Source organism: Phyllobacterium sp. K27, from assembly GCF_054796155.1.
On the sequence record NZ_JBTWND010000004.1, the window covers coordinates 785,535 to 809,539 of the forward strand.

Genomic DNA, 24,005 nt, shown 5'->3' on the forward strand with positions numbered 1-24,005 from the left:
CTATACCTTCAACCGCCGCCGAGCCCGCCATTCGTTTCGGCCAACAATGATAGTGGCAGCGCCCAGCAAGAGCGCCATGCCAAACCACGTTAGAGCATAAACCAGATGGTTGTTGGCAAATCTAATGACTGTCAAGCCGCCGACTGGTAGCTGGTTTGGATCTTGATATGCATCGGCATCGATAAAGTATGGAGCAACAGGGCCGATATTTTGAGTTGCCGCGATGGCTGTGACATCACGGGAATACCAGCGATCGCCTGCCGGATCATTGCTGCGCAGGAAACCTCCATCGGGCTCCGTTACCCGCAACAATCCGGTTATGGTGATTGTCTGCTGATGGTTCGGCCGCCATTCATCTCGTGACTTTTCGGTTGGAACAAAACCGCGATTGATAAAAACGGTAAATCCATCGGTGCTTTGAAAAGGGCTCAGCACCCAAAATCCGCTGCCGCGCGCCGTTACCGCTTGTACAAGCGTAGCGGGCTTGTTCAGAAATTTTCCGCTCGTCGTGATGTGGCGATATGCAAAATCCTTGGCATCGATTCTGGTCCACATATCGGGACCGGGTGCCGGTATAGGCGGAGCATGCACTCTTTGCTCGACCTGGCTAATCAGATCAAGCTTCCACAAACGGCGTTCCAGTTGCCAGACGCCGAGGCTGGTAAGTGCGATAATGCAGAAAAGTACAAGGCTCCCGATCCATATGAGTTTGGCTGGGGGCAGGTGCTGATCGTCTTCCCGGGAATTATTTAACCCCCTGGCCCGCTCGCCGCCTGTGGCAAGTTCGCGCGCGGTCAGGGCCGGTTTCATGGTATCTGGCTCATATCCATGCTGGGCATCATATTGGTGTCCAGATGATACATGACCCAAAGCGAACCGGTGAGTGTGATAATCACAAGAACAAGCGTGAAGATCAGTGCCAGCATTGTCCAGCCATTCTCGGAACGGACGTTCATATGAAGGAAGAAAATCATGTGAACCACAATCTGCACGACGGCAAATGCCATGATGACAAGACCAGTGGCTTGTTTGGAATCGAGCGCTCCACTCATGACAAGCCAGAAAGGAACAGCAGTCAGGATCACTGAAAGGCCAAAACCAATCAAATAGGATTTCAGTGAGCCATGGGCATGAGCTTCATCGTGATTGTGGCTGTCGTGACCAGCCTTCGCCTTTGTGCTCATCGTAGCATTCCCATCAGGTAAACGAAGGTGAAGACACCAATCCAGATGACATCGAGGAAGTGCCAGAACATACTCAGACACATCAGGCGCCGCATATTCGCCTGGATCAACCCATAGCGAGCCACTTGTACCATCAAGGTAACTAGCCATATCAAGCCGATGGTCACGTGAAGCCCGTGGGTTCCCACCAATGTAAAAAAGGAAGAGAGAAACGCACTGCGCTGGGGCGTTGCACCCTCATGAATCATGTGGGCAAACTCATAAAGTTCGATGCAAAGGAATGCGGCACCAAACAGGCCGGTCAGACCAAGCCAGGCTTGGGTAGCACCCACCCGGCCTTTTGCCATGGCAAGCATGGCAAAACCATAGGTAATCGATGAGAAGAGCAGCATGGACGTATTGACTGCAACCAGTGGCAAATCAAACAAATCTTTTGGTGCGGGACCTGCAGCATAATTGCCGCCCAAAACGCCATAGGTCGCAAACAGCACGGCAAAGATGAGACAATCACTCATCAGGTAAATCCAAAAGCCGAACATGGTGCTGCCGCCTTCGGCATGATCATGTTCATCAGTCAGATAAAACACAGGAACTTCAGTGGTCGCGGGGGCGGCTGCTCTGCTCATGATTTCAGCCCTGCAGCCAGAAGTTCAGTACGGGCATTTTCACTCAGGACAACGGTATCTGCCGGTATATGGAAATCGCGCTTGTAGTTGAAGGTATGCCCTATCGACACTGCCACCAAAGCGACGGCCGTTACCGCCGCAAGCCACCAGATGTACCAGATCATGGCAAATCCAAAAACGATGCTTATCCCGGCCAGGATTATTCCAGTGCCCGTATTGCTTGGCATATGGATGGCGCGGAAACCTTTTTCAGGGCGCTTGTATCCGCGTTTCTTCATGTCGTACCAACTGTCGAGATCATGAATGACTGGCGTGAAAGCAAAGTTATAGGCTGGAGGTGGCGAGGCCGTGGACCATTCCAGTGTGCGCCCATCCCAGGGATCGCCGGTCAAATCCCGTAGCGCTTCACGATTGCGGATGCTGACAAAGATCTGGATGAGGAAGGACAAAATACCGATGGCAACGAGAAATGCGCCAAAACCAGCTATCATGAACCAGATTTGCAAGGACGGATCCTCGAATGTGCGCAGGCGTCGTGTCACGCCCATCAGGCCCAGTATGTAAAGCGGCATGAAGGCGAAGTAGAAACCGACCACCCAGAACCAGAAGGACATCTTACCCCAAAATGGGTCAAGCCTGAAACCAAAAGCTTTCGGAAACCAGTAATAGATACCGGCAAACAGGCCGAACAAAACGCCGCCGATGATCACGTTGTGGAAATGCGCGACGAGAAACAGGCTGTTATGCAGTACAAAGTCTGCCGGAGGCACGGCGAGCAGAACGCCTGTCATGCCGCCAATGACAAAGGTAAGCATAAAGGCGATCGTCCACATCATAGGCAGTTCAAATCGAATGCGCCCGCGATACATCGTAAAGAGCCAGTTGAATATTTTCGCCCCGGTTGGGATCGAAATGATCATCGTGGTGATGCCAAAGAACGAGTTCACGCTCGCGCCCGAACCCATGGTGAAGAAGTGATGAAGCCAAACGAGATAAGCAAGAATGGTGATAACGATTGTAGCGTAAACCATTGAGGTATAGCCAAAGAGACGCTTGCTGGCGAAGGTCGATGTCACTTCGGAGAATATGCCAAAAGCGGGCAGAATGAGAATATAGACTTCCGGATGGCCCCATATCCAGATGAGATTGACATACATCATCGGATTGCCGCCAAAATCATTGGTAAAGAAGTTTGTTCCGACATAGCGATCGAGAGTGAGCAAAGCCAGCACTGCCGTCAGGACGGGGAAGGCGGCAACAATGAGAACGTTGGTGCAAAGAGCAGTCCATGTGAAGATTGGGAGCTTCATCATGGTCATGCCGGGCGCGCGCATCTTGACGATGGTCGCGAGCAGATTGACACCCGATAGCAGCGTACCTATGCCGGCTATCTGCAGCGCCCATATATAGTAATCCATCCCGGCGTCTGGACTGTATCCGATACCCGAAAGAGGCGGATAGGCCAGCCAGCCGGTCCTGGCAAACTCACCCACAAATAGCGACATCATTACAAGCGCTGCACCGGCGGCAGTCATCCAGAAGCTGAAATTGTTGAGAAACGGAAAGGATACGTCCCGCGCCCCGATCTGTAATGGAACCACGAAGTTCATCAACCCGGTGACCAGTGGCATTGCCACGAAGAAAATCATGATCACACCGTGTGCGGTGAATATCTGATCGAAATGATGGGCGTTGAGATATCCTTCGGAACCATTGAACGCCATTGCCTGTTGCAGGCGGATCATGATGGCGTCAGCAAAGCCTCTCAGCAACATAATGATGCCGAGGATCATGTACATTATGCCGATGCGCTTGTGGTCAACTGTTGTGAACCACTCACGCCAGAGATAGCCCCAAAGACGGAAATACGTGAGCCCCCCCACCACCGCGATACCTCCCAGTGCGACGACTATAAATGTCACAACAAGGATAGGTTCGTGCAGCGGGAACGATTCCAGTGTAAGCCTGCCGAAAACCAGCTTTATAAGTTCGGGATTATCAAACATATCAGGCTCGTTTCGTTCAGCTATTCGATGGTCGGCGTAGTAGACCGAACAGTTGGGTTGGCGAGGGGCGGGGCAGGCCCGCACCAACAAACGGAGAGGTATTCAGGGGCGGTAGTGACTGCGGGTTCATACTGGCCTGCAAGGCTTCTTCCGTGGTGCAGATGCCGACAACAAAGGCAGGATCAGGGCCAAAGACAGCACCACCGCGTCTTGTGTACTTATCATACTCCAGCGAACGGGTATTATAGATACCAGCCATGCCAAGGCCGCCCTTGGCATCGATTTCATCCATCTCGCTCATGCACATCTTGCCGCGTTCCACACATCGGTTGAGGACTGCGCTGAACAGTTCCGGATCAACGCTTGCATAATGCTGTACCGGAACTTTTTCGCTGGGCTGTTCCAGTTGCAGATAGGTCATGCGATCGAGAGTGGTGCCTTTTGACTTCACGTCGGCAATCCACTTATCGAAACCGTCATCCGGCAAGCCGTGGAAAGCGAACCGCATACCGGAAAAACCGGCACCGCTATAATTGGCCGAAAAGCCCTCATATTCGCCGGGATGATTGATGACGGCGCTCAGCTTTGTCTGCATGCCTGGCATAGTGTAAATCTGGCCGGCCAAAGCTGGAATGTAGAACGAGTTCATAACCGCAGAGGATGTCAACCGGAAAGCTATGGGACGGTCAACCGGAGCGGCCATTTCGTTGACGCTGGCAATGCCATATTCAGGATAGATGAAGAGCCATTTCCAATCCAGCGCGACGACCTCGACCTGCAATGGCTTTACCGTTTCGGAAACTGCTTTTCCGGGGGAAATGCGCCCGAGCGGGCGATACGGATCGAGCAAATGTGTCGCCATCCAGGTCACCGCACCAAGACAGATGATGATCAGCAGCGGTGCGGCCCAGATGATCAGTTCCAGCTGAGTGGAATGATCCCATTCAGGGTCATAAGGGGCGTCCGTATTCGAGTGGCGGTACTTCCAGGCGAAAAACACGGTGAGCACCATCACGGGAATGATGATGATGAGCATGAGTATGGTGGAAACAATGATCAGGTCGCGCTGCTGCACGGCTACGTCGCCTGACGGGCTCATGACAACAGCATTGCACGCGGTAAGCGACGCAAGCAGTGGAAGCAGGGCGATGGCAAAAAAACGGTTCAAGAGATTTCCTGTCAATGGAAACAGCGCCTAGTTGCGCCATCACTAGCTGCACCATAGTCAGAACGACATTGGACAATTTGCCCAATCCTCCCGTACTGTGTCACAATGATAAGGGATACGCCAGCAGTCACCGCAAACAGGTGGATCTGAACGTTTCAATATTGATCGAGGAGCGCACCGGGCAATGAGCGCGAAAACAGGAGCGGCGTCTTCGACAACGCTTGAGCAGGACGCACAGCGCCTTCACTCGCGCCATGACGACGTTAATGTCGGTGAGATTGCCATCGGCGTGATTATCGGCAGGACGTCCGAATTCTTTGACTTCTTCGTCTATGCCATTGCCTCTGTGCTGGTTTTTCCGAAACTGGTGTTTCCCTATGTTGATGCCCTGACGGGTACGATTTATTCGTTTGGCATCTTCGCGCTGGCCTTTATCGCACGGCCTGTCGGCACAGTTATCTTTATGCAGATCGATCGCACCTATGGCCGTGGCGTGAAATTGACGATTGCCCTGTTCCTGCTTGGCAGTTCGACTGTCGCGGTGGCATTCTTACCCGGTTATGCGCAGGTCGGCTGGGCATCTGCTGCGCTTCTTGCATTATTCCGGATCGGGCAGGGGCTGGCGCTGGGCGGTGAGTGGGATGGTCTCGCATCGCTGTTGGCACTCAATGCTCCCAAGCAACGCCGTGGGTGGTATGCAATGATACCGCAGCTTGGCGCGCCACTGGGGCTTATGGTTGCGGCGGGGCTGTTCGCATTTTTCGTGGCCAATCTTTCTGCGGAGGACTTTCTCGGCTGGGGCTGGCGCTATCCGTTCTTTGTTGCTTTCGCCATCAATGTGGTTGCCCTTTTTGCCCGTCTGCGAATGGTCGTGACCCCACAATATGCAAAATTATATGAAAGCAGAGAGCTGCAGCCAACCACAGTAGCCAACACATTACAGCATGAAGGTCGCCACGTGGTGATTGGTGCTTTTGCACCGCTGGCGAGTTTTGCACTCTTTCACATGGTAACAGTATTTCCGCTGTCATGGGTTTTCCTGTTCACGGACCAGGGCCCGGCCCGGTTCCTCTTGATTGAGGCGTTTGGTGCGGCTGTCGGCGTCGTTGCCGTCTTTGCATCGGGTACAATTGCCGACCGCGTAGGACGCCGAAATCTGCTTGGCGGTACCGCCATCGCCATTGCCGTGTTCAGTGGGTTCGCTCCGCAATTGCTTGATGGTGGTGACGTTGGCGAACTGATTTTTATGATCCTTGGGTTTATACTGCTTGGCCTATCCTTCGGACAGTCATCCGGTTCGGTTGCCTCGCGGTTCTCGAAGAAGTTCCGCTATACCGGCTCGGCATTGACAAGCGATATGGCATGGCTGTTCGGCGCGGGTTTTGCTCCCTTGGTGGCCCTGCTACTATCCAGTCATTTCGGCCTGATAGCCGCTGGCGGCTATCTGCTCTCCGGTGCTGTCTGCACGCTTATCGCACTTAGCCTAAACCGTCGGGCTGACAATCAGGACGTCTAGCTCCTCCCTCACTCATTTCATTATTCGTGATACTGCGAGATTTGTTGGGCGGGTGTGCATAGTTTCAGTTTGAGTTAGTCTAGCTGTTGACGGATTTTTAACAGCCACTACTATATATAGTGTTCAAGGTTCTTCCGATTCGTGAGAATGGGAAGCTAAGACGGGAATACGGTGAGTGGTGCCTGTTGAAGCGCTGCAAAGCCGAAGCTGCCCCCGCAACTGTAAGCAGCTAGCACGTGTTCGATAATGCCACTGTGGCCAAAGGCAACGGGAAGGCGAGAATAAGTGCGGCGATCTGCGAGCCAGGAGACCTGCCTTGAGCGAACGAGTCCACCGGCGGGGTGCCGGCAAGGTCGCGAACATGATGTCGGGCAATGCTGTCCGAGCGTGCCGCTTCCCCTAACCCCTCCATAGCGAGCGATAGGTGAAGTATATGTGTGGCCTTTCCAGTGTATTGAATTCGCCTGTTGTGCCGGAATCTGTCCGGTGTCTGGACGCTCACCCCAACTTTATCAAACCATCCAAATTGGCAGTAACAGGCGTGCCGGTGCTTGTTTCCGCGGCCAAGATCCTGTGAGGAAAATCATGAGCATTATCGTTTATAGCAAGCCCGCTTGTGTTCAATGTACCGCAACGACACGCGCTTTGGATCGCCAAGGCATGGAGTATGACGTTATCGATGTATCGAGCGATCCGGTTGCTTTTGACCTGGTTCAAAGCCTCGGATACCGCCAGGTTCCTGTCGTGATTGCCGGCGAACAGCATTGGGCCGGCTTCCGTCCGGATATGATCAGCGCACTGAGCTGACACGGACCGGGTGTTATGGGTGGGATCGTTTATTTTTCCAGCAAATCGGAAAATACCCACCGTTTCGTCTGCAAGCTCGGCTTTGTCTCAAAGCGGATACCAATCAGCTCCCGCGAAGAATTGAGGGTGGACAAGCCCTATGTTCTGATTGTGCCGACATATAGCGGCGATGGCGGCAAGGGTGCCGTTCCAAAACAGGTGATCCGCTTTCTCAACGAGGCGGAAAACCGTTCAAACCTCCGCGGCGTCATTTCTGCGGGTAACAGTAACTTCGGAGCGACCTTCGGGATCGCTGGCGACATCATCTCCGCCAAATGCCGGGTACCTTACCTTTACAGGTTCGAGCTGATCGGCACGGAGCAGGATGTCGCAAATGTCAAAGATGGATTGGAACGATTTTGGACACGCTCACGCTCGAACGACCAGTGAAAACCAACGAACCAGTACTGGATTACCACGCGCTTAACGCGATGCTGAACCTCTATGATGAGGAGGGCTACATCCAGCTCGATCAGGATCGTATGGCGGCCAAGCAGTATTTTCTGCAGCATGTGAACCAGAATACGGTGTTCTTTCATAATTTGCGCGAGAAGCTCGATTATCTGGTGACTGAGGGTTATTATGAGCGCGAGGTGCTTGACCAATATTCCTTCAATTTCGTGCGCGACCTGTTCGACTACGCCTATGGGAAGAAGTTCAGGTTTCCAACATTTCTTGGCGCTTTCAAATATTACACCAGCTACACGCTGAAGACCTTCGATGGAAAACGCTATCTTGAGCGCTACGAAGACCGCATCTGCATGGTGGCGCTGACATTGGCACAAGGCAATGAGGCTCTGGCGCGGGACATGGTTGACGAGATCATTTCCGGGCGGTTCCAGCCCGCAACCCCCACTTTTCTCAATGCTGGAAAGAAACAGCGCGGCGAGTTGGTTTCATGTTTTCTGCTCAGGATGGAAGATAATATGGAGTCGATTGCGCGGGGTATTAACTCGGCGCTGCAACTCTCCAAGCGTGGCGGCGGCGTTGCATTGTCGCTCACCAATATCCGCGAAGCAGGCGCCCCGATAAAGCAGATTGAAAACCAGTCATCCGGCATTATTCCGGTCATGAAATTGCTGGAGGATAGTTTTTCCTACGCCAACCAGCTTGGTGCAAGACAGGGTGCCGGAGCCGTTTATCTAAATGCCCACCACCCCGACATCATGCGCTTTCTCGACACCAAGCGGGAAAATGCGGATGAGAAAATCCGGATCAAGACATTGTCGCTCGGTGTTGTCGTGCCCGATATCACCTTCGAACTGGCGAAGAACAACGAGGATATGTATCTGTTTTCGCCTTATGACGTGGAGCGCGTTTACGGAGTAGCATTTACCGAAATTTCGGTGACAGAAAAATATCGCGAAATGGTTGCGGATTCCCGTATCCGCAAGAAGAAGATCAAGGCTCGCGACTTCTTTCAGGTTTTGGCCGAAATCCAGTTCGAAAGTGGCTATCCTTACATTATGTTCGAGGACACGGTGAACCGCGCCAACCCGATTGCCGGGCGCATCACCATGAGCAATCTGTGCTCTGAAATCCTTCAGGTCAGCGAGGCGAGCGAGTATAATGCCGATCTGTCCTACAGCCATATGGGCAAGGATATTTCATGTAATCTCGGCTCGTTGAACATTGCCGCCGCCATGGATTCTGGCGATTTTGGTAAAACCATCGAAACGGCAATAAGGTCACTAAGCGCCGTCTCTGATATGAGCCACATCTCTTCGGTCCCTTCGGTTGAAAAAGGCAATGATGACAGCCATGCCATCGGCCTTGGCCAGATGAATCTGCATGGTTACCTAGCCCGCGAACGCATCTACTATGGCTCGGAGGAAGGGATCGATTTTACCAACATCTATTTCTACACCGTGACCTATCATGCTGTCCGCGCCTCAAACCGTTTGGCGGTTGAGCGGAGCCAAAGCTTCAAGGGCTTTGAACACTCGAAATACGCGTCCGGCGAGTATTTCGACAAATATACCGGGCAGGAATGGTTGCCAAAAACCGAGCGCGTACGGGAATTATTCGAAGCCGCGGGCATTGCAATCCCGACGCAAGACGACTGGCTGGCGCTGAAAGAGGCCGTGATGACATCCGGTCTTTACAATCAGAACCTGCAGGCAGTCCCGCCGACCGGTTCCATCTCCTATATCAATCATTCAACCTCATCGATCCATCCGATCGTGTCGAAGATTGAAATCCGTAAAGAAGGCAAGATCGGCCGCGTTTACTATCCGGCTGCATTTCTGACCAACGACAATCTCGATTACTATCAGGATGCCTATGAGATCGGGCCGGAAAAGATCATCGATACCTATGCTGCCGCAACGCAGCATGTCGATCAGGGCCTTTCGCTGACATTGTTCTTCCGCGATACCGCAACAACCCGCGATATCAACAAGGCGCAGATCTATGCCTGGAAGAAGGGCATCAAGACAATCTACTATATCCGTCTTCGTCAAATGGCTCTGTCCGGCACGGAAGTGCAGGGCTGCGTATCCTGCACGCTTTGATATTCAGGGGAAATAAATGAACATTCAAGTCAAGAACAAAGCTGCAAAGCTCCCTGCATCAGTGCGCGCCATCAACTGGAACCGCATTGAGGATGATAAGGATCTGGAAGTCTGGAACCGCCTCACAGGCAATTTCTGGCTGCCGGAAAAAGTGCCGCTGTCAAACGATATACCGTCCTGGGCTGCACTCAAGTCAGAGGAGCAGCAACTTACCATTCGCGTGTTCACGGGGCTGACGCTGCTCGATACAATCCAGACCAGTATAGGCGCGCCAAAGCTCATGGAAGACGCGATCACTCCCCATGAGGAAGCAGTCTATTCAAACATCTCCTTCATGGAGGCCGTGCATGCCCGTTCCTACTCTTCCATCTTCTCGACCTTATGCTCGACACCTGACGTTGACGATGCCTATCGCTGGTCAGAGGAAAATGAACATTTGCAGAGGAAGTCTGCGCTGATCCTTGAACAATACCGCAATCCCGATCCGCTCAAGCGTAAGATTGCCAGTGTGTTCCTTGAAAGTTTTCTGTTCTATTCCGGCTTCTATTTGCCAATGTTCTGGTCAAGCCGCGCAAAGTTGACCAATACCGCCGATATGATCCGCCTTATCATCCGGGATGAAGCCGTGCATGGCTATTTTATTGGGTACAAGTTCCAACGCGGGTTGGAGCGGCTTGGCGAGGAGCGGCGTGCGGAAATCAAGGATTTCGCGTTCGACCTTCTTCTGGAACTCTACGACAATGAGGCGAAATACACCGAGACACTTTATGACGGCGTTGGCCTGAGTGAAGACGTCAAGAAATTCCTTCATTATAATGCCAATAAAGCACTGATGAACCTCGGCTATGAGGCTCTCTTTCCTGCCGAAGCCTGCAAGGTCAATCCGGCCATCCTTTCAGCGCTATCCCCGAATGCCGATGAAAATCATGACTTCTTTTCGGGTTCCGGTTCTTCCTACGTCATAGGCAAAGCGATTGCGACGGAAGACGAGGATTGGGATTTCTAGAGCGTATCGACGAATGTTGACACAAACTCGCAATATCGTTAGTTTCTACATAAGTAGATACGGGAGATAATCATGACAGTTCAGATTAAGAAATGGGGCAATAGCGCCTCTGTTCGGATTCCCGCAAAGGTCATGGCTGCGGCCGCTTTACACCTTGAACAAGAGGTTGAGGTGCGTAGCGATGATGAGGGTCGCATAATTATTGAACCCGTCAAAATGCCTGTCTACCAGCTTGATAATCTGCTCGACAAAATGGATGCAGAAACATTTCCCGAGGACGCCGATTTTGGTCCCGCAGTCGGTAAGGAAATCTGGTAGTGCCAGCCAAGTACATACCGGAGGTGGGTGATATTGTATGGCTGCAATTCAATCCGCAGGCAGGGCACGAGCAGGCAGGACATAGGCCTGCTTTGGTTCTGTCCCCGTCTCGTTATAATGCCATTCGTGGAATGATGATCTGCTGCCCAATGTCCTCAAGGATAAAGGGTTACGTGTTTGAGGTTGTCGTGTCGCAAGATCCGCCGAGTGTCGTCTTGGCAGATCAAATCAAAAGTCTCGACTGGCGCGCCCGGAACGCACTTCATAAAGGCAAAGTTTCAAGTCAGACAATGAGCGAAGTCAAGGCCAAGATCAAAGCGCTGCTCACAATTTAGTTCCCGAGATAAAATGAAAAACAACTGGCGAAGACGAGACTTTGAATCAGTCGCGTGTCTACTTAAAGTGATTGGTGAGAAACTTAAACCGGAAGATTATTCCAAGCAGAAAAATGTATCCTAAACAACCAGTTAGAGAAAGTAGCTTCCGTAATTCAACGTAAACTCAGGGAGAGAAAAATGAAACGCCTCAAGAAAGCAGGTTTATTGCTTCTTGCTATTTGTCTGGTTGCAGGGTCCGCATCCATTCAGGCCGTTCAGGCGCAAGAGAGTTGGCAAGGGAGCTGGGGTGCCAGTCCCGCCTTTCCTGTTGGGCCAGAATTGAATAATTCCACCATACGGCAATATATTCGCATGAGCGCTGGCGGTTCCAAAGTCCGTTTCCGGTTCTCTAATGAAACTGGTACACAGCCGCTCGTCATAGGTGCGGCGCGTGTGGCACGCCCCGGCAATGCACCAGGGTCCATTGATCCTGCCAGCAGTAAAGCATTGACCTTTGGCGGGGAGAACTCAATAACCATACCGGCTGGTGCCCCTGCAATTTCTGATCCCGTGGACCTTAGTGTTGCGCCGTTCGACACACTGGCAGTCAGCCTGTTTCTCTCACGCTGGACGGGACCTTCAGTCGTCCATCCGCTCGGGGAGCAAACAGCTTATCTATCTGAGGCGGGCGACAGTACGGAAGCATCTGAACTACCAGATGCACAAACCTCTACTATGCGATTTGTACTTTCGAGAGTTGAAGTGGTCGGGCAGGGCGGTACGCTGGTAACGCTCGGAGACTCGATCACAGACGGGTACAGTTCCGGGGTAGACGCGAATATGCGCTGGCCGGATGTTCTGGCTGAGCGGCTTGGCAAAGTTGATGGAGAAAAGGTCGGCGTCGTCAATGCCGGTATCAGCGGCAACCGGATCCTGCATGACCAGCCGGAAGCGATGTTTGGCCCGAGTGCGCTTTCGCGCCTTGATCGTGATGTCCTGTCTGTACCCAATCTACGCTGGGTCGTAATCATGGAAGGTATTAACGATATCGGCCATTCTACCTCTGCCGGACTATCGGAACAGAGCGTCACGTCAGACGAGATTATTGGCGGGCTGAAACAGCTTGTCAGCAGAATTAAAGGTCATGGAGCAAAGGCCTATTGTGCAACATTAACGCCCTATGAAGGGACTGTTTTCGCCAACTACTATAAATCGGAAGGCGAAGAAAAGCGTCAGGCTGTCAATGATTGGATTAGGACCAGCAAGGGTTGTGATGCAGTGATCGACTTCGATGCTGCCGTTCGCGATCCGGCAAACCCGACAAAGCTTCGGACGGAATTTGATGAAGGAGACCACCTCCATCCAAACGCGAAAGGTTATAAGGCTATGGCCGACTCCATTGATCTGAGCTTGTTTCAGTAGATAACAAGAACAATGAGATTGGCCGATTCGGGATAACGGATCGGCCAAGCTGGTATAATCAAATCACCTTGCCTGGATTCATGATACCGTTGGGGTCGAGCAGGGATTTGAGCGAATGCATCAGATCCAGCTTGACCGGATCAACAAGCGTGGCCAATTCTGCTTTCTTGTCCAGACCAATTCCGTGTTCTGCTGAAAATGAACCGCCCATCTCCCGCAGATTGGCGTAGATCAGAGATTTGATCGTGTGTTTGTCGGTAACTCCAGCAACTCCGACATGCAGATTTCCGTCTCCAAGATGGCCAAAAGCAAAACCGTGGATACTCGGTCCGAGCGCCGCGATCCCTTCGTCAAATTGCTTCAGCCAAAATTCCAGATGCTGGAGCGGAACGGAAATGTCAAACCAGTGAGCGTTTGGATGGGCACGATCAATGACGCTGCTGTCCTCGCGGATGTTCCAGATTTCATGGCGCTCTTTCTCGCTCTGCGCAAGAATTGCATCAAGCGCTAACCCGCCTTCTATGGCCAGTGTCAGTGCATTTTCCACAGCGCGTTGCGCCGATGCCTGATCGGCGGCATCGGTTTCTATAATCAGGTAAATGGGAGCAGCAGCGATAGCAGCAAGTGAGGGCGGCCCGAGATTATCGACTGCCACGGCGAAATAGTCATGTGCCATGAATTCGGCGCGCAGCAAATGCACGTCATGTTTCGCCTGCAATTGATGGAACAATGAAACCGCTGCCGTCGCCGATTGGCAGGCCACGAGTGCAGTTGCTGTCAATGCGTCGGGAGGCTCAAGTTTGATCACTGCACGCGTTACGATGCCAAGCGTGCCTTCCGCACCGATGAACAATTGTTTGAGATCGTATCCTTCATTCGATTTCGGCACCTGAGCCATGTCACTCATGACGCGCCCATCGGCGAGCACCACTTCAAGACCGAGCACACGCTGACGCATGACACCATGCCGGAAAGCTTCCATGCCGCCGGCATTGGTCGAGATCATTCCGCCTATTGTGGCACTGCCCCGCGAGGCAATATCTATGCCTGTGGAAAGATGATGGCGCGCAGCCGCTTCCTGTAGCGCAAACAATGTGACACCACTTTCGACGATGGCTGTCCCGGCAGATGCAGACACCATCTCGATACGATTCAATGATGATAGGGAGAGGATGATCTGCCCACTTATGGATATAGTCCCATCCACCAATCCCGTCCGCCCGCCATGGGGAATGACGGCAAGCCGCTGTTCGTTGCACAGACGAAGGACAGCAGAAACCTCCGCGGTGGTTCGCGGTGTTACCATCACCCCGGCATCGAGATTGCGCTCGTCGGAACCCGGATGGATCAGCGCAAGCGCATCTCCGGTCTTTAGTCTGCTGGCACCAACGATGAGTTGGAGTTTGGCAAGGATATTTTCGGGGATCATTGAGGGTCCGTCGCCTTGCGCCAGTCAATGAGAATTCTCAATGCAAGTATGGCGGCGGTGACGAGGATCAGAACAACCGATATCGCGGCAATGGATGGATCAATATTGTCGCGCAGGCCCATCCACATCAGCCGGGGAAGGGTGATTGCATTGACACTGGTAATGAAGAGGGTGACGCCAATTTCCTCCCAAGACAGGACAAAGGAAAGAAGCGCTGCTGTGGCAATACCGAACTTGATATTGGGAATGATGACTTTGAATGCGCGGGTGGCCAGATTGGCACCAAGGCCGCGAGCCGCAAGGTCTATACGCCGGTCGACCTGAAACAGGGCCACAAGAATGAGCACGACCGCAAAGGGCGTTATCATCACGGCATGGGCAAGCGCAACGCCGAGCCAGGTGTCGTATCCGATCCAGTCGTTAAAGCTCGATAAGGTCGTCATCAGGAAATAAAGCGTCATGGCCGAGACGACCGGTGGAACAATCAGCGGCAACAGGACAAAGCCAATCAGCAAGGCCGAAAAACGTGGCTGGAACATCCAGATGCCAAGACCAAACATGGTCGCCAATGCGGTTGCGACAATGCTTGAAACTATACCAATGCGCAGGCTAAGCAGGATGCTTTGGAGCCACGCCGGATTATCGACAAGAGCCTGATAGTGGCGAAGCGAAAGAGTGCCGGATGGCATTGAAAGAAAGCGGGCAGGAGTAAATGACACTGGTATCACAGCGATCAGCGGCATCAACAGGAAGATTGCGACCGCTGTAGCGAGAATGAGAAGTATGGGCCCGGGGCGTGAGGATTGCATGACCTTACCCCACCATATGCGCAGGTTTGATGAAACGCCGCAGCAATGCCAGTAAAATGCCGATGAAGAGCACCAGTACCACGCTGATTGCAGCACCAAGTCCCCAGTCAGGACTCTGGAATATACGCAGATAAACCAGTTCCGCCACCATGACGCTTCGGCCGCCGCCAAGAATCGCCGGTGTGATGAAGAAGCCGAGTGCAAACACGAAGACAATGAGCGCGGCACCGATCAGACCGCCATAGGTCAGAGGTACGAAAACTGTCCAGAATGTGCGAGCCCTCGATGAGCCCATGCCACGCGCTGCCAGCAATACACGCTCATCAATGCTGCGCATGGCTGATGCGATGGGAAACACTGCAAAGGGTATGAGGAAATGCGTCATGCCGACAATGACGCCGAATTCATTGCGCGCCAGGGCCAGTGGTTCGCTGATAATACCCGCCGATTGCAACCATGTATTGATCAAACCACGGTTAGACAACATTGCCAGCCAGCCAAAAGCGCGAGTAAGCACGGAAATCCAGAATGGGACAAGAATACAGAACTCGGCAAGAGCGCGTTGGACCGAATTGCCGCGCACCCAGACATAGGCAATGGCGTAAGCTGTGATGAGCGATGCAGCGGTTACAATCAGGCAAATGCGCAGCGTGCGAATAAAAACAGACTGGACGAGCGGATCGGTAAACACGGCCATATACTGACCAAGACCTGTTTCCGGCAATGTGAAGCTCCAACGGACCACACCCAGAAAAGGCACGACATAGGCGAGTCCCAGAAACAGGAGCAGTGGTGCCAGTAGAAGAATTTTTCTGGAAGTTGTCGACTTGCCGCTCATTCACCGTCCCTTGTTGCAATCTGTCGAGAATGGCGCGAGATCAGCGGCCCCGCGCCATTTCATTCAGGCAGAAATGACTTTTGTATATTCGTCGAATGCCTTGCCGTAGTTTTCTGCATACCATTCCATGTCCAGCGGGACCTGTTTGGCCATGTTCGCGGGGTCAACGCAATTTATCCGCTTCTTGTCGTCCGGGATCAGCGCGTCGGTCGCCGGGTTTGCCGGTCCCTGACCCAGGAGATTGAACATTTCGAGTTGCCGCTCGGGCGTTTGGGCACTGGCGATGAATTTCATCGCATTGTCCTTGCCGCCGGGGTTGTTTTTCATGACGGCCAAAGCACCGGGTGAGATCAGACCCTGATCCCAGATGAACTTGATCGTGCCGCCAGAGTCCTGCTCGATAATTTGCGCGCGCGTCGACCAGATCAATGCCATGGACGCCTCACCATCCATCAAGACGGACTGGCTTTCTGCGCCACCGCCCCAATAGGCCACCACATTCTCTTTAAACGCAGCAATCTTGTCGTGCGCACGCTTGAGATCAAGCGGGTAAAGTTTTTCCGGAGCAACGCCATCGGCCATCAAAGCTGCTTCCCACATGGCTGCACCCCATTTGTACATGGAGCGTTCGCCGGGGAACTTTTTCACGTCGAAGAAATCGGCCATGCCGGTCGGCACCTGATCGCCAAACTTCGATGAGTCATAGGCAATGATGTATGAGAAGAAATAGGTGGATGCTGCCGTGTCCCAACCAAAGCCCGGCCGCATCTTGTTCTTGTCGACAATCGTATAATCGATTGGCTCAAGCATGCCCTGTTTGCCGAGCGAAATACCGGAGAAGGGATCAATATCGAGTAGATCCCAACTGGGTTTGCCGCTTTTGAACTGGGCAGTAATGGCACCTTCCGTTGGGCCTGAGCCATCCATCTTGACGGTTACACCGCTTTCCTTGGTGAATGGCTGGCCATAGGCCTTGTCATAGGCGGTCATGGCGTCGCCGCCCCAATTGACCAGCACAAGCTCCTTGGCCTGTGCATATGAACCGGTGGAGCGAAGAAGCGCTGGCGCACCTGCCAGAAAGATCGCGGCCATCTGTGTAAAGCGCCTGCGGCTTATCTCGCCCCGCTCGACTTTGCTGGCAAGTATTTCGAGGCAGTCTTTTTGAAATGCGTTATCCATTCTGTTTCCCTCTGGATTGTTGTTGTCACATTCCTGAATGCAGCCTAACTCCCATTCGGCAGCAAAAAGCCCTGATGCACCGGCCATGACACCCACACATTTGTGTTGGGTGCTATGGGCGATGTTGTTGCTGTTGGCATGGAAACTGCCAGGCTCGTTCCGGTGCGCGTTCGCAAATGATACTTGGTCGAAGCGCCGAAATATGTTGCCCCTTCGACCCGGCAGGTGATGGTATTGCAGTTCTCGTTCCGGTCCGGAGAAATGATCATATGTTCGGGCCGTACGGCGGCTAGGGCGGCTCTTCCCGCAAGCGCTGCCGATTTGTCTACAACGATTGTCTGGTCTTCAAACCTGCCTGCGGCACGCTCGCCATCCAGCTGGACAGTATCCAGCGGCAGGAGATTGATCTCGCCAAGAAACTCGGCCACAAAGCGGTTTGCCGGTCGCTCGTAAACATCCTGTGGTTTGCCAACTTGCAGGAGTTCGCCATGATTGAAGATGGCAACGCGAGACGACAAAGCAAGTGCTTCTGATTGATCATGTGTGACAAAGACAAAGGTCGTACCCGTTTCCTGATGCAGCCGCTTGGCTTCTTCCTGCATCATCTCGCGCAGATTTTTGTCGAGAGCTGAAAAAGGCTCGTCCAGCAGCAGGACCGAAGGTTCGAAGGCCAGGGCGCGGGCAAGCGCAACGCGTTGCTGCTGGCCACCGGAAAGTTTGGCTGGCAGTTTTTTCTCATGGCCGACAAGGCCTACCCGCTCAACCATTTCGCCCACCCTACGCTTGATATCGGCAGCAGAGCGGCGGCGCACCTTGAGTGGAAAAGCGATGTTTTGTTCGACCGTCAGATGCGGGAAGAGGGCATAACCCTGAAAGACCATTCCGTAAGAGCGATCCTCGGCGGGCACACTGGTGATATCTTTGCCATCCATCACAAGCTTGCCTGATGTGGGGGCGAGGAAACCCGCCAGTATCATCAGAAAGGTGGTTTTGCCGGAACCGGAAGGTCCCAGCAGGGTTAAGAACTCACCTCGCTTTATGTCGAGCGAGAGGTCTTTGAGCGCATGAAATGCACCAAATGTCTTGCCAATCGAAATAGCCTTGATCTCGGCGGCTTTCGCGTCGCCCAGCTGCATGCTTTGAGGCATTGATTGAACCTCTTTCCCCTTCTTTTGCATGAAGCCTAGGCACAATCTGCCATTACGACAATTGAATTATATTACCCTGACACGTGAAAATAATTCACGCCACCTTATGGTCTGTGTCACGATGCGATTTAAGCGTTGCGGGTTTTGGAAAGCCGGGACTTCAGCCATTGTGTGAATGCAAGCTGCGCCGGGTGATCCATTCTCGCATAGTCTGTAACAAGAAAGTACGACTTTGGTGATTTGATCGCGAGATCGAAAGGCTGAATGAGCTGGCCGCCCCGCATTGCCTTTCGACATGTCAGCTTGTCGCCGATTGCTATCCCCTGCGCGGTGATTGCCGCCGAAAACACAAGATTCATGTCCGAGAACACAATCCCCCGTTCTGAATCGGGATTGTCAACATTTGCCAGCGCCAGCCAGAGCGTCCAATCCTCAAAATCAACCAGATGCAGCAAGGGTGCTCGCAATATGTCCTTGGGTTCGGCCAATCCGCCGAGCTTGTTGAGGAGAACGGGGCTGCACAGGGGCGTAAATTCAATTTCGCAGAGCAAATCAACAGCTCGGTTGGGCCAGTTGCCGTCACCGAAAGCAATGAACAGGTCAATGCCAGGCGCTGTTACATCATCAAGTTTGCGCGGAGTGACAATGCGCAGAGCGATGTCGGGATACTTCTCCTGAAACTCCGCAATATGCGTGCATAGCCAAAGCGATGCGAAGCCGGACGTGCAGCTCACGGTCAATGTTCCGCCGGTACTTGCAGGGCTATGACGCCCGCCAGCATCGTCAATGACAATGAGCGCCTTGCGCACATCATTGGCGTATTTTCGTCCTCTTGGCGTAAGGGTAACGCCTTTGCCATCCCGCTGCAAAAGCTCAAATCCAAGATCACGCTCCAACAGGCGGAGCTGGTGACTGACCGCACTTCGGGTCAGGTGCAGTTCCTCCGCAGACCGCCAAACGCTGCCATGTCTGGCAAAACTTTCCAGTGCGCGCAGTGCCTGAGTTGAGGGTATTCGCATGCGATGCTCTCGATAAGAGGTGAATAGAATTTGCACGTTTTGAGAAAACATATCACTTTTTCTCCCTGCTTCCAGATGATTATCTGACGTTCAACGGGAGATAATCGTGGTTACGGAAGCATCTGTATCGGCACTCAATTTCATTGATGAACACAAGGCTGATCTCTCGGCATCGGCACGCACGATCTTTGATTTCGGAGAAACCGCCTGGCGCGAATACCGATCTGCAGATTGGTATGTCCGGCGTCTGCGGCAGGAAGGCTTTGATGTAGAGGCCGGTTCGGCTGGCATGCCGACTGCATTTTGCGCGCATTGGACCAGTAAAGCCGGAACGACGGGACATGCGCCAACCATTGGCATGTATGCAGAGTATGATGCCGTGCCGGGCAATTGTCAGGCAGCCTCAACGGCCAGGCAACCACGCTCCGGACTGAGTGAGCATGCTGGTGGTCATACGGACCCGCATTCGGGTCTCGGAATCGCTGCTCTCGGAGGCTTGCTGGCCACAAAGGCCGCAATGGAAAAACACGGTATTGCCGGAACCTTGCGATTTACCGGCGAACCAGCAGAGAAAGTGCGCGGCTCCAAGCCTATCCATGCAGCCAAGGGTTACTATGACGGATTGGATGGCATGATCTCGTTTCATCCGTTCTACATGCTTCCCTTATGCAACACAGTACGGTGGGATACGCATTGCGGCGCCGCATATTCGATGATCTATCGCTTTGTCTGTGATCAACCCGAGCTTTGGGGGCTAAGCGATGGCGCACCCATTCCCCAATCGCATTCTGCAGTGCGCGCGCCCGGGGCCAATGACGCGCTGATGATGATGTATATGGCGTCGAAAGCATTGCGCGATTCCATGTTGCCGCATCAGGGCGGCTGGTCAATCAGCGAGGCAATCCTTACCGCGGGGCAGGCGACGGCGGACAATCTGCCGGCCGGGCTTGCCGAAATTCAGTACATGATGCGCGTTCCGACTATCGCCATGGCTGAGCAGATCACCGCCGCCTTGGATCGAAACGCCGAGCATGCTGCGGCAATTTCCGGTTGCAGGGTCGAGCGGCACTGGGTTTGCAAATCCCGCCCTGGTCTTGCCAATCACGCAATGGCCAACATTACCTGGGAAGCGCTCAGTCATGTTGGTGCTCCGCAATGGGACGATGCTGCAAAAGCCATCGCGCGGGAAATTCAGGTCAATGCCGGTTTTGAAGCCATGGCCGAGCCTTTTCTGGACGCGTGCGAACGGTTGATCTCGCCGCAGGATGCTGAAGCCATATTGCGGCACGACCTGCCGCCATCACAGCTTAATTCGACCTCTGATGACTATACTGACATGACATGGCATGCGCCGACAGTGCGCTTCTACGTTGCCCGCCCGGCATTGAAAGCGCCAAAGGGGAAAGCCTATCCCGGCTGGGTCATGAATGCCCTTGGCGGGATATCCGAAACGATTGATCCGATGATTGTTTGCGCTGCAAAGACAATAACCCTGACGGCATTGCGCTTGCTTGAAGATGGCGAGGCCCGTCGTGCGGCAAAAGACGAGTTTATCGAACGGACAGGTGGCGGTGTCGGCGGTTCCAAATGGATCGCGCCGCTATGCGACTACGAACCGCCAATTCATTTCCGTTGGCCCGAATACATAACAACAGCGCGCGGAACCGAATGGTGGATACCAAACCCCGCATAATGAGGAGAAAGCAATGACCCGTCACGAAAATGGTTTTGATGCGGATGCCTTCACATTGAGGCGGCGTAACCCCAATGGCGCGACAAAGCCGCTTGCCAATTGGGGTTTTCGCAATGAAACTGATCCTTTGACTGATGTGCTGCTCGGATCGCCGGCGTTCCTGCGCCATATGGCAACCAGCTCGCTTTCGCGCAAATACTTGCGGGAAGCACCATGCAACATTCAAACCGCACAGGCACAGCATAAAGAGCTGGTGGCCGCCTACGAACATTTCGGCGTTAATATTCACTGGCACGAGCCGGAGCCGGAACTGCCGATGCAGGTTTATTCCCGCGATTCCAGCGTCATGACACCCTATGGTGCAATCATCACCGCCATGGCGAACTGGTGGCGACGCGGAGAAAACTACGCCGCTATCCGTACCTATGAACGGCTTGGTATTCCAATCTACGATATGGTCACAGCCGGAACTTTCGAGGGAGGCGATTTTAACGTCATCGAGGAAGGCTGCGTCCTGATCGGATGCGGCGGCGCCCGCACGCAAGAGGAGGGTGCGCGTCAAGTCGAGGAGTGGTTCCGCAAGGAGGGTTGGGAAACGCGGTTGGCCTTCATCGATGAGTACTATGTTCACATTGACCTGATGGTTGTGCCGATTGCCCCAAAGCTCACTGCTGTTTGCCTGGCCTGTACGGAACCTGGCATTGTCGATTGGCTCAAAGCAAAGGGACACGAGATCATCGACGTGCCTTTTCAGGATACGATGAATCTTGGATGCAATTTCATGTCGCTGGGCAAGGATCGCATCATCGCCCCGACATCAAGCAAGACGTTGATCGAGAAGCTGAGGGCGACAGGATTTGAAGTTGCGGCAGTCGATATGAGCGAGATTTCCAAAACCGGCGGCGGAATCCACTGCATGGCGCAGGCGCTGCTCCGGTCTCCGGGGTAGTAACGCCGTCATGACCGATAGAATATTGAAGCCTACGCGTTAGGGTGCGATACGACATTCAGCCCGGCACTCAAGATTCTGGTTGCATTTGGTGGTAAGCGTTCTTATCGAAACTTTGGGCTGAAAAGCCCGGGCCTCGTGCTCCATAGTTTCACCCACCAATGACAATTTGGAACACCAAGGGTTGATGTGCATAGCGAAGTAGCCTTGATCTCGACAGTTGCCGTCAGCTTCGTCGCCGCAGCAATCTGCGGCTATCTGGCTGATCGATTGTGGCTACCGCCACTGGTGGGATATCTTTTCGCAGGCATTCTTCTGGGGCCTTTTACGCCCGGCTTTATTGCTGACAGCGATCTTGCAGGCCAGCTTTCCGAAATGGGTGTCATTCTGCTCATGTTCGGCGTGGGATTGCATTTTTCAGCTTCAGAACTTCTGGCCGTTCGTAACATTGCTGTGCCAGGGGCGGTCATCCAAATCCTCCTTGCCAGTCTGTTGGGTATCGGCCTTAGTTCTTTTTTCGGATGGGGCATCGGGGCCGGTGTTGTTTTCGGGCTTAGCCTTTCTGTGGCAAGTACGGTTGTGCTTCTCAAGGCGCTGGAAGAGCGCAATCTTGTAAACAGCGCCAGTGGCCGGGTCGCGGTCGGCTGGCTGATCGTAGAAGATCTGGGCATGGTCCTGGCGTTGGTTCTGCTTCCGGCATTGGCTGAAGTTCTTGGAGCCTCCGGCACAGGCATTAGCGGAACGCAGCTTGCGTCGAACCTTGTGATTACGCTGCTTAAAGTTACGGCCTTTGCAGTAATGGCAGCCTATCTTGGTCCCAAGGTGGTTCCGTGGCTTCTCACACTGATCGCCCGCACCGGCTCGCGCGAATTGTTCACCCTTTCTGTCCTGGCCATCGCATTGGGAATCGCATTCGGTTCTGCTGAAGTCTTTGGTGTGTCATTTGCCTTGGGCGCCTTCTTTGCAGGCGTGGTCATGAGTGAATCAAATCTCAGCCACAGAGCTGCTGCGGATTCACTGCCGCTTCAGAACGCGTTCTCGGTTCTGTTTTTCATATCAGTCGGGATGTTGTTTGATCCATCCATCCTCTTGCGCGAACCATTGGCAGTCATAGGAACTTTGCTGATCATTATCCTTGGAAAATCCGTCATTGCTCTGGGGATCATGCTGGCTCTGCGTTATCCGGTTGGCATGGGGCTGACTGTTGCGGCAGGACTTGCGCAGATTGGCGAATTCTCCTTCATCCTCGCAGGACTGGGAGTTTCGCTGAAACTTCTGCCCAAAGAGGGGCAGGACCTTATTCTGGCGGGCGCGATCCTTTCGATTACACTCAACCCGTTGATTTTTGCCACCGCCGAGAAGCTGAAAAAGACGGCCTTTGCAAAGTGGCCGATCTGGTGTGACCGGCATGGGAAAATCAGGCACGAGCGGCTGGAGCGCGAACTCGCAACCATCAGGGCTGTGGGTGAGGAACGCGACAAGAAACACCAGCAGGAATTGAAACAGCTTATTGAGACATTTCCCCTTTTCTCACAGCTCGACAAGACATCGCGCGAAGAGTTGTTCCTGCTGTTCCGGCCCAAATCAGCATCTCCCGGCGAGCGCGTTATTCGCGTTGGCGATCGGGGTGACGGCATGTATTTCATCGTCTCCGGTGCTGTGGAAGTTCGGCTGGACAGTGGTGATGTTCCGTTGAAAGCCGGTGCATTTTTTGGCGAAATGGCACTCTTGAGCGGCGGGCGGCGCACTGCGGATGTCGTGGCTATCGACTTCTGCCAGTTCCTTGTCCTGGATCGCAGGGATTTCAATGTTTTCGCATCGCGTTATCCGGGTCTTCGTTCCGCCGTTACCGCCATGGCAAGAGAGCGCACCGAGATGAATATTTCCCGCCAGCAGACAGATCAATGACAGGCCATTGAAATCATTGCCTTGATTTTGCAAAATTCGGCACTTACCTGTACGGACATACGCAGGAGCTTACGACAGTGAAAATGACAACCGAAACTTCATTCGCCCTAT

At 53.3% G+C, this 24,005-nt stretch carries 22 protein-coding genes and 1 riboswitch; of the genes, 11 read left to right on the forward strand and 11 right to left on the reverse strand.

Annotated features, from left to right (window positions below; translation table 11 throughout):
• From ACYJL1_RS25235 to cyoA, 5 genes are read right to left on the reverse strand one after another with little or no spacing between them, the layout of a single operon-like run.
• Positions 1–810, reverse strand: a complete 810-nt coding sequence (locus ACYJL1_RS25235; RefSeq protein ID WP_460899823.1) for an SURF1 family protein — start codon at positions 808–810, stop codon at positions 1–3.
• Positions 807–1,184 carry a cytochrome o ubiquinol oxidase subunit IV gene (gene cyoD, locus ACYJL1_RS25240; protein ID WP_460899824.1) on the reverse strand — a complete coding sequence of 126 codons (378 nt, stop codon included), beginning with the start codon at positions 1,182–1,184 and terminating at the stop codon, positions 807–809. Before cyoD ends, ACYJL1_RS25235 begins: the two co-directional genes overlap by 4 nt.
• Positions 1,181–1,810: a cytochrome o ubiquinol oxidase subunit III gene (gene cyoC / locus ACYJL1_RS25245; protein WP_460899825.1), complete on the reverse strand. Its 630-nt coding sequence runs from the start codon at positions 1,808–1,810 to the stop codon at positions 1,181–1,183. Before cyoC ends, cyoD begins: the two co-directional genes overlap by 4 nt.
• Entirely contained in the window at positions 1,807–3,816 is a 2,010-nt protein-coding gene (cyoB, locus tag ACYJL1_RS25250) for a cytochrome o ubiquinol oxidase subunit I (protein ID WP_460899826.1), read from the reverse strand. The genes cyoC and cyoB overlap by 4 nt, the downstream gene beginning before the upstream one ends.
• A gap of 16 nt (positions 3,817–3,832) precedes the next feature.
• Complete coding sequence (gene cyoA / locus ACYJL1_RS25255) at positions 3,833–4,984, reverse strand: ubiquinol oxidase subunit II (protein ID WP_460899827.1); 1,152 nt, start codon at positions 4,982–4,984, stop codon at positions 3,833–3,835.
• A gap of 184 nt (positions 4,985–5,168) precedes the next feature.
• On the opposite strand from cyoA, the gene ACYJL1_RS25260 reads away from it, so the two are divergent.
• The 8 genes from ACYJL1_RS25260 (at position 5,169) to ACYJL1_RS25295 (ending at position 12,922) form a co-directional block, all read left to right on the forward strand.
• Complete coding sequence (locus ACYJL1_RS25260) at positions 5,169–6,500, forward strand: MFS transporter (RefSeq protein ID WP_460899828.1); 1,332 nt, start codon at positions 5,169–5,171, stop codon at positions 6,498–6,500.
• A 109-nt stretch (positions 6,501–6,609) separates the two neighbouring features.
• A riboswitch (cobalamin riboswitch) is annotated at positions 6,610–6,833 on the forward strand.
• Positions 6,834–7,085: 252 nt separating this feature from the next.
• The gene (gene nrdH / locus ACYJL1_RS25265) at positions 7,086–7,307 is read left to right on the forward strand and encodes a glutaredoxin-like protein NrdH (RefSeq protein ID WP_460899829.1); all 222 of its coding nucleotides are present in this window, start codon (positions 7,086–7,088) and stop codon (positions 7,305–7,307) included.
• A gap of 15 nt (positions 7,308–7,322) precedes the next feature.
• Positions 7,323–7,736: a class Ib ribonucleoside-diphosphate reductase assembly flavoprotein NrdI gene (gene nrdI / locus ACYJL1_RS25270; protein WP_460899830.1), complete on the forward strand. Its 414-nt coding sequence runs from the start codon at positions 7,323–7,325 to the stop codon at positions 7,734–7,736.
• On the forward strand, positions 7,706–9,859 hold the full coding sequence (gene nrdE / locus ACYJL1_RS25275; protein ID WP_460899831.1) for a class 1b ribonucleoside-diphosphate reductase subunit alpha: 2,154 nt from the start codon (positions 7,706–7,708) through the stop codon (positions 9,857–9,859). The genes nrdI and nrdE overlap by 31 nt, the downstream gene beginning before the upstream one ends.
• 16 nt (positions 9,860–9,875) lie before the next feature.
• Positions 9,876–10,865: a class 1b ribonucleoside-diphosphate reductase subunit beta gene (gene nrdF / locus ACYJL1_RS25280; RefSeq protein WP_460899832.1), complete on the forward strand. Its 990-nt coding sequence runs from the start codon at positions 9,876–9,878 to the stop codon at positions 10,863–10,865.
• A 72-nt stretch (positions 10,866–10,937) separates the two neighbouring features.
• The gene (locus tag ACYJL1_RS25285; RefSeq protein ID WP_460899833.1) at positions 10,938–11,183 is read left to right on the forward strand and encodes an AbrB/MazE/SpoVT family DNA-binding domain-containing protein; all 246 of its coding nucleotides are present in this window, start codon (positions 10,938–10,940) and stop codon (positions 11,181–11,183) included.
• Positions 11,183–11,518, forward strand: coding sequence for an endoribonuclease MazF (mazF, locus tag ACYJL1_RS25290; protein ID WP_460899834.1), 336 nt, complete (start codon positions 11,183–11,185; stop codon positions 11,516–11,518). The genes ACYJL1_RS25285 and mazF overlap by 1 nt, the downstream gene beginning before the upstream one ends.
• 180 nt (positions 11,519–11,698) lie before the next feature.
• Positions 11,699–12,922, forward strand: coding sequence for an SGNH/GDSL hydrolase family protein (locus ACYJL1_RS25295; protein ID WP_460899835.1), 1,224 nt, complete (start codon positions 11,699–11,701; stop codon positions 12,920–12,922).
• A gap of 58 nt (positions 12,923–12,980) precedes the next feature.
• Here the strand turns inward: ACYJL1_RS25295 and ACYJL1_RS25300 are convergent, their stop codons facing one another.
• The 6 genes from ACYJL1_RS25300 to ACYJL1_RS25325 form a co-directional block, all read right to left on the reverse strand.
• The gene (locus ACYJL1_RS25300; protein WP_460899836.1) at positions 12,981–14,351 is read right to left on the reverse strand and encodes an FAD-binding oxidoreductase; all 1,371 of its coding nucleotides are present in this window, start codon (positions 14,349–14,351) and stop codon (positions 12,981–12,983) included.
• Positions 14,348–15,160 carry an ABC transporter permease gene (locus tag ACYJL1_RS25305; protein WP_460899837.1) on the reverse strand — a complete coding sequence of 271 codons (813 nt, stop codon included), beginning with the start codon at positions 15,158–15,160 and terminating at the stop codon, positions 14,348–14,350. The genes ACYJL1_RS25300 and ACYJL1_RS25305 overlap by 4 nt, the downstream gene beginning before the upstream one ends.
• A 4-nt stretch (positions 15,161–15,164) precedes the next feature.
• A complete protein-coding gene (locus ACYJL1_RS25310) occupies positions 15,165–15,998 on the reverse strand; it encodes an ABC transporter permease (RefSeq protein ID WP_460899838.1) in 834 nt (277 codons plus the stop codon).
• Between the two features lie 63 nt (positions 15,999–16,061).
• On the reverse strand, positions 16,062–17,177 hold the full coding sequence (locus ACYJL1_RS25315; RefSeq protein ID WP_460899839.1) for an ABC transporter substrate-binding protein: 1,116 nt from the start codon (positions 17,175–17,177) through the stop codon (positions 16,062–16,064).
• A gap of 44 nt (positions 17,178–17,221) precedes the next feature.
• Positions 17,222–18,325 (reverse strand): ABC transporter ATP-binding protein, encoded by a 1,104-nt coding sequence (locus ACYJL1_RS25320; protein WP_460899840.1) that lies wholly within the window; start codon positions 18,323–18,325, stop codon positions 17,222–17,224.
• A 128-nt stretch (positions 18,326–18,453) separates the two neighbouring features.
• The gene (locus ACYJL1_RS25325) at positions 18,454–19,344 is read right to left on the reverse strand and encodes a LysR substrate-binding domain-containing protein (RefSeq protein WP_460899841.1); all 891 of its coding nucleotides are present in this window, start codon (positions 19,342–19,344) and stop codon (positions 18,454–18,456) included.
• Between the two features lie 106 nt (positions 19,345–19,450).
• Here ACYJL1_RS25325 and ACYJL1_RS25330 point away from each other — a divergent pair, with 106 nt between their 5' ends.
• The 3 genes from ACYJL1_RS25330 to ACYJL1_RS25340 all read left to right on the forward strand — a co-directional run bounded on the left by ACYJL1_RS25330 (position 19,451) and on the right by ACYJL1_RS25340 (position 23,894).
• On the forward strand, positions 19,451–21,037 hold the full coding sequence (locus ACYJL1_RS25330) for a zinc-binding metallopeptidase family protein (RefSeq protein ID WP_460899842.1): 1,587 nt from the start codon (positions 19,451–19,453) through the stop codon (positions 21,035–21,037).
• Positions 21,038–21,050: 13 nt separating this feature from the next.
• Positions 21,051–21,986 carry a dimethylarginine dimethylaminohydrolase family protein gene (locus tag ACYJL1_RS25335; protein WP_460899843.1) on the forward strand — a complete coding sequence of 312 codons (936 nt, stop codon included), beginning with the start codon at positions 21,051–21,053 and terminating at the stop codon, positions 21,984–21,986.
• Between the two features lie 189 nt (positions 21,987–22,175).
• Positions 22,176–23,894 carry a cation:proton antiporter domain-containing protein gene (locus ACYJL1_RS25340; protein WP_460899844.1) on the forward strand — a complete coding sequence of 573 codons (1,719 nt, stop codon included), beginning with the start codon at positions 22,176–22,178 and terminating at the stop codon, positions 23,892–23,894.
• Positions 23,895–24,005: the final 111 nt, after the last annotated feature.